This is a genomic window from Petrachloros mirabilis, assembly GCF_975968855.1.
This window is the reverse complement of record NZ_CDLUDY010000119.1, coordinates 1-6031: the sequence shown is the minus strand read 5'-3', so window position 1 is coordinate 6031 and position 6031 is coordinate 1. Positions and strand designations below refer to the sequence as shown.

8 protein-coding genes are annotated in these 6031 nt (G+C 56.3%); 4 read left to right on the top strand and 4 right to left on the bottom strand.

Annotated elements, in window-relative coordinates:
* The 4 genes from ACWVCN_RS05030 to ACWVCN_RS05015 form a co-directional block, all read right to left on the bottom strand.
* Positions 1-344 (bottom strand): hypothetical protein (locus tag ACWVCN_RS05030; protein ID WP_455244424.1); only part of this gene is annotated, 344 nt, incomplete at its 3' end.
* Positions 345-409: 65 nt separating this feature from the next.
* Positions 410-1537, bottom strand: coding sequence for a S1C family serine protease (locus tag ACWVCN_RS05025; RefSeq protein WP_455244423.1), 1128 nt, complete (start codon positions 1535-1537; stop codon positions 410-412).
* 2 nt (positions 1538-1539) lie between these two features.
* Entirely contained in the window at positions 1540-1962 is a 423-nt protein-coding gene (locus ACWVCN_RS05020) for a secondary thiamine-phosphate synthase enzyme YjbQ (protein WP_455244422.1), read from the bottom strand.
* 2 nt (positions 1963-1964) lie between these two features.
* Positions 1965-2840, bottom strand: a complete 876-nt coding sequence (locus ACWVCN_RS05015; protein WP_455244421.1) for a hypothetical protein — start codon at positions 2838-2840, stop codon at positions 1965-1967.
* Between the two features lie 378 nt (positions 2841-3218).
* On the opposite strand from ACWVCN_RS05015, the gene ACWVCN_RS05010 reads away from it, so the two are divergent.
* The 4 genes from ACWVCN_RS05010 to ACWVCN_RS04995 form a co-directional block, all read left to right on the top strand.
* Positions 3219-3656: an HIT family protein gene (locus ACWVCN_RS05010; protein ID WP_455244420.1), complete on the top strand. Its 438-nt coding sequence runs from the start codon at positions 3219-3221 to the stop codon at positions 3654-3656.
* A 9-nt stretch (positions 3657-3665) separates the two neighbouring features.
* Positions 3666-4337, top strand: a complete 672-nt coding sequence (locus ACWVCN_RS05005; RefSeq protein ID WP_455244419.1) for a hypothetical protein — start codon at positions 3666-3668, stop codon at positions 4335-4337.
* Positions 4338-4424: 87 nt separating this feature from the next.
* Complete coding sequence (locus ACWVCN_RS05000; RefSeq protein WP_455244418.1) at positions 4425-5735, top strand: tetratricopeptide repeat protein; 1311 nt, start codon at positions 4425-4427, stop codon at positions 5733-5735.
* 5 nt (positions 5736-5740) lie between these two features.
* Positions 5741-6031 (top strand): CHASE2 domain-containing protein (locus ACWVCN_RS04995; protein WP_455244417.1); only part of this gene is annotated, 291 nt, incomplete at its 3' end.

The following is a 6031-nucleotide window of genomic DNA, read 5'->3' as shown; positions in this document are numbered from 1 at the left end:
GGATCGACATTGGCATAATACTCGGCCCCTCCCACGACGATGCGTGCCAAGCCTTCTCCGGGCAAATCGAGAAGAGTGCCGATCCGATTGGCCGGAGCCGTCAATTTGGCAATGACGTCGCTGACCTTTCTGAACTCGGCTTCCCGCTGTTGAACCTGGGCTTGGGACAGGATGACGGCATGACGGAGCTTGTACAGCAGCTTCTGCCGGGGATCTGATTCAGGAAATGACGCCAAACACTCTTCGATGAGTTCGAGCGGATCCGACCCGGTACTTGAAGCGGCCTCCGGCTGCTTGTCCAGTGGATCGTCTGGACGGGACTCTTGAGATCGCCGGTCGCTCATTCGGTAATCCTCCATACAAGACAGATGAGTGATCCTACCATAGGGATGGCGGAGAATGCCGCCGCCTAATTGACGGCTTGAAGGGTCAGCGTGACCTGCTCGCGCCTCTTCCCCCGCAGGATCTCCACCGTAACTTTCTCGCCGACTTTATGGTCCTCCATCACGTCCATTAAGTCGTCGACCGTATCGACGGGTTTTCCTGCCACCGCGAGGATGATGTCCCCGAGTTCCACCCGCCCTGTCACGGTTTCGCGCGCACCTTTGAGCCCGGCCCGGTCGGCTGCTCCCCCGCGCGTCACCTTGCCGATTATCAACCCCTTGATTCCCCACCGTTTCGCCATGGCATCCGGAACCAGCGAGACACCCAATCCCGGGCGGATCAACTTCCCATATTTGATCAATTCAGGAACGATCCGGTTCACGGTATCCACGGGAACAGCAAACCCGATACCGGCAAAGGCCCCGCTTGGGCTGACGATCTGCGTGTTCACGCCGATCAAGCGGCCGATTCCGTCGAGCAAAGGGCCGCCAGAATTTCCGGGATTAATCGCCGCGTCGGTTTGGATCACACCTTCGATCGTGCGATTGGACATCGATTTAATCGTCCGCCCCAGGGCACTTACTACGCCGGTCGTCAATGAGTGGTCCAATCCGAACGGATTGCCGATCGCCAACACCTTTTGCCCGACACGGAGATCGCTGGAGGTACCCACCGTCACGGGAACCAGCGCCTCATCAGGGGCTTGAATCTGCAGCACAGCCAGATCGTGATCAGGATCGGCTCCGATCAGCGCAGCCCGATACTCGGATCGATCAGCCAACGTCACTTTGATTGAGCTGGCGCCATAGATGACATGAAAGTTCGTGACGATATGTCCCTCTTTGTTCCATACGAATCCGGAACCGGATCCCTGCGGAACTTCCATAATATCCAGCGACCAGAAATCCCGTTTGATCGCCGTATTGGAAATGAACACGACGGACTTCGTTGCCTTCTCAAACACCGTCATCGTGGCCCGTTCATCGGCCCCGAACTCGGACGGAGGAGGGGACACCGGACGCGGTCGAACTTCAGGCCCTCGATGCTCCGGCCCCAAGGGGCGACCCCATTCCCCTGCAATAGCCGAAGTCGAAGAAAGAACGCAGAGAACGGCGGCATACAGGAACGACAAGGTGAATTTGCGTGGCCTCAAGACTACTCTCCGACGATTTGAATAATGAGTTCCCGCGTCCGCGCGCGGGTATCGAAATCAATCAGAACGATTTGTTGCCACGCGCCCAGCAGCATCGCCCCGCCAGAAAACGGTATTGTCACGGAGGGCCCCTGCAACTGCCCCCGCAGATGACTGTGCCCGTTGTCCTCACCGGGATTTTTCGTATTGTGTTGCCAGGCAGGATCGGCCGGAACCGATCGGTCCCAAAACGTCTTCGTGTCGGCCCGAATGCCAGGCTCGTCTTCAATAATCATGACTGAGGCGGTCGTATGTTTCACGAACACCGTCACGATCCCGGCCTTGAGAGCCGAGGCGGCCACGGCTTCCTGCACGCGTTTCGTGACATTTTCGATCTGCGTGCCACCACGCATGTCAAGACGGAAGGGAACAGTCTTCACTGCCATGGTCACGACTCCATATGCCGAAGGAGGTTTTTTTCCTTCGGAGTCAGGCGATGCCCGCGAGCTTCGGCGATGATCGTGTCGAACTCGCCGGAAGCGGCGAGTCCTTTTAATGCCTTCATGACAACCGGACTCAGAATGCCTTCTTTCCGTAGCTTTTCCAGATACGCGAATGCCTCCACGATCGTCTCCTTTTTCCTGACATAATAATCACGCCCGCGCCGCTGGTTGCTGTACGCTTCGAATTGCTCACAAGCCACGAGGATTTCCCCTAACTGCCTTACCCATGATTTCGCCTTCTGCAATTTTTCCGGATAGTAGTAATAGAGCATCACCGACTGCATCCAGGGTTCCCAGTAAATCCCCATTTTCCTGATAGTCCCCCGAACCTGGCACAGCCGCCGAGCCAAGCGGCGGGCATAGCCCAGCCGCATCTCAACCTGTTCTTTCGTCCAAGGGGTGGCGGCAATACCTTCGGCCTCAAGAGCGCCGCGATAGCGCTTCATGAAAGCCTCGGTCTCCCTGCCGTACGGAGTTTCGGGATGTATTGCACGCCATTCACGAGGCCTGGTTGGGATACCATGCGCCTTAGCCCATGACCAGATTTTCCCGAAGAGTTTGCGATCCAAGCCAGCCCGGCCCAAATCATGCAGCAGACAGGCGATCTGATACTGTCGTACCCGCTGAGGATCGTGCCCCAACGACCGCGCGACGGCCGCGCACATGCGCGCTGTCCGTATCGCGTGGGGGCGATCGTACCCACGAATTAACTGCCCGCGCTGGAGCGGATGCGGATAGTCGTAGAGCTTCATGAGTTTGGAAACCAGCGACCGCGGCACGAGAAGTGGCGCACAGTGAGCAGTGGCAGTATCCATTGGCATTAGAACAATACCTGGCAGAGGTGGATTAGCCCGCAAGGCTTCACGCCCGAGTGACGTTTAGACCAGGAACCTCGCGCAGAATATCGTCGAGCTAAACTGAGTGTCAAGGTAAGGAGCCGCCAAATACTCGATCAATGCTCAGAACTTTGCTATCCTCCGATGTGAGCACTAAACGAATTTCCGATGAATCCCACAGGTGCAGATGAAAGGCAATAGTCGTATCGGAACCTCATCCTGCTCCTGACGGCGAGTCATCTTGGCCGGGTAAGCCTTCTGTCTCCTCTAGGGAGAATTTCAAGACCCACTGGGCATGTCCAACTGATTGGTGCTCAATAGAGACATCACGATACGAGAAGAGCTGGAAATGCCGACGCAACTATGACAGACCTCGGGTGTAAAGCTTGCGACAGGACCTGGCCGCGAGGCGATCACTTCATTGCCGACCTGGGTCTCTCAACGGCTTATCTGCACGAGGATCAATTCTTTAGAGGCTGGACCGTCGTCGTCTTGAAGCGGCATGCCACGGAACTGTTCCATTTGTCCGCAACAGAGCGCGTTCAATTGATGGAAGAGGTGAGCCTGATTGCACAATCGTTACAACTGTTGTTCGACGCAAGGAAGGTCAATTACGAACTCCTCGGCAATCAACTGCCTCACATACATTGGCACATCATTCCGCGCTGCGCCAACGATCCGGCCCCCTTGGAGCCGGTCTGGCGGGTACATCATGATTCCGTGAGCCTTCAATCACCGATGCTGCAAGATCGAATCGGCCAGATACAGGCACAACTCAAGCAGGCAAGACACACTTCATAGCTATTTGGTATGGCACAAGTACCCAATCAGCAATCGCTCAAATTCGATCAGTTAGCAGGCCGATTTGTGAAATCGGCGGCTCTTTCCATCCCTCTCTATGCAATTGTGACAGCACTACTCCTTTCCGTCTTCACCGCATTTATCTTTCAAGGACAACCGGATGGGGGATGGTGGAAATCGATCACGCAATGGTCACTCACAGCGACTTCTTTCTTCCTCGGCCTTCTCGGCGGCGCCCTCTTCGGTATGCTCTCGTCCGCGAAGAAGACTCTGCATCAGCTTGAAGAACAGCTGCGCTGGTGGTTCCACCAGCTACCACCCGGTTCACAAGATCATGAACAGCCTCCTCGCACCATCCAAGAGGTTCGCTCTCATTATAAATCGATGCTGGGAGAAGCTTTGGCGTCCACTATCGGTCGCGTCCCGCTCGCGGGATTTGTGTTTCGTCTGATCCGGTCAAAGATGGAACAGGCCATCCTCGACGACTTCATCGCCAGTCTGGAGCAACGAGGAGTGTCTCACGTGGGTTCACACGAGTTTCGTAACTGGATGCTGACGAAAGGTCTGTCACTGGGATTGGAACGGACTTACAATCAACTCTCATTTTGGCGATACATCATCATCGGACTGCTGGGAGTGTTCCTTGCCGGTTCCGTCGGCATTGCCCATCTGTCCCGATAACTGAGCCCCTTACCCTGGGAATCAACTTCCAGTGTGCAGTGTTATAATGGAGCCTATTCATTCCACCTCTGGAGGGCCGTTCGTTTCATGCGCCTTCGATGGCTGCCGGCAACCATACTCGCCGTCTTAATATTCTCCTCTCACCTCGGTCAATCACTCGGGCAATCTTCTGAAGAATCCGATCACATCCCAATGGTGGAAAATCCCAAGCAGCCGGCAATGCTCGAACAGAACGCAATGCCAGCTCCTGAAACCGGAACGGAGCCGGAAGCATCCGATGCCGATGCCGCTGAGTCCGACGAACATTACCTTCCCGAGTTGACGCCGGCGGAAGAACTCGACGCGATTATTGTGCTCGGTGAATTACGAGAAGCCGTCCGAACCTCCCCGCGAAGCGCGGAAGACCGGTTGAAACTGTCTGAAGGCCTTTATCGAATCGGTGATCTTGATGCCGCGATCGAAGAAGCCCGTACTGCCATCAAGCTGAATCCGGACGATGCCGAAGCCCATCTTCAACTCGGCGTCATCCTCATCGCCAAACAAGACTGGCGCGCCGCCGCTTCTGTCTTGAAAGAAGCGACCAGGCTCGACCCCGAATTGACTCAGGCGTATTACAGTCTCGGAAACGTTCAGTACTCTTCGGGCAATCCAAAAATTGCAATTGAGTCCTATCGCCGAGCCCTCGAGCTCCAACCGAGATTTCCTGACGCCAAATACCGTCTCGGGCTCCTGCTCAAACTGACCAATCAGCACCAGGAAGCAGCCAGACTGATGGCAGAGGCGGCGAACGCTGGTATCCCGCAAGCACAATTCTTTTTCGGGAACGCGTACAAGGGCGGACAGGGCGTCGACAAAAATCTCGGGCTCGCGGTCTACTGGTGGTCGAAGGCGGCGGAGTCCGAACACCGGCCGGCTGCAGACGCTCTCTCCAAGCTCCGCCGCCAGGCCCTATCAGGCAAGTATGCTGCGCGCGCCAGAAAAGAGGCTCTTGATGCATTCAAGGCCTATCGCGACAAATTATGGGAAGAGTTCCCCGACTACAACCGTCACGACGACGGCACCGCCCTCGGCACACAACTCCTTCACGACAATCGTCCGGACTATGCCTTGCCCGTGCTACTCCAAGAATGCTACGCCCTAAGCGAAGAGGCACAGACCTACCTCGCACGCCTTTACGAATCAGGGTGGGACGAGCACCTCGCCCCCTTCGACCGGACGATTCTGTCCTGTCTGGAAACCACGGCCGGGGACGGCTTCATCCCGGCAAAAAAACTGTTAGCCCGCATCTACGGCAGAGGCCTCGGCGTCGCGCAGGATCTCAAGAAGACAAAGACCATTTTGAAAGGGCTCCCGAAAAAAGAGATCAAGTCCATCCTTGCTGAACTGGACGCATCCTAATCTCCATGCTCGACTGGCAAAAACTCTGGCGCCTCCTCATCACCTCCGTCTCCCTGCAAGCCCTGGCGATCGGACTGCTTGCGACCATCATCGCTCAGATAATGTTGAGTTTCGCTCCCGCAACATTCACAGCGTTGGATTGGACGGCCTACGACACCTGGCTCCGCCATCGAACGCCGATCGCGACGAGCCCCTCGCTCACGATCGTCCTTCGAGATCCGGCTGCCGACGAACGCTTCGGGAACGGCCCCATCGACCGGAGTGTTCTGGCCCAGCTACTCAACGCAGCTCATGAG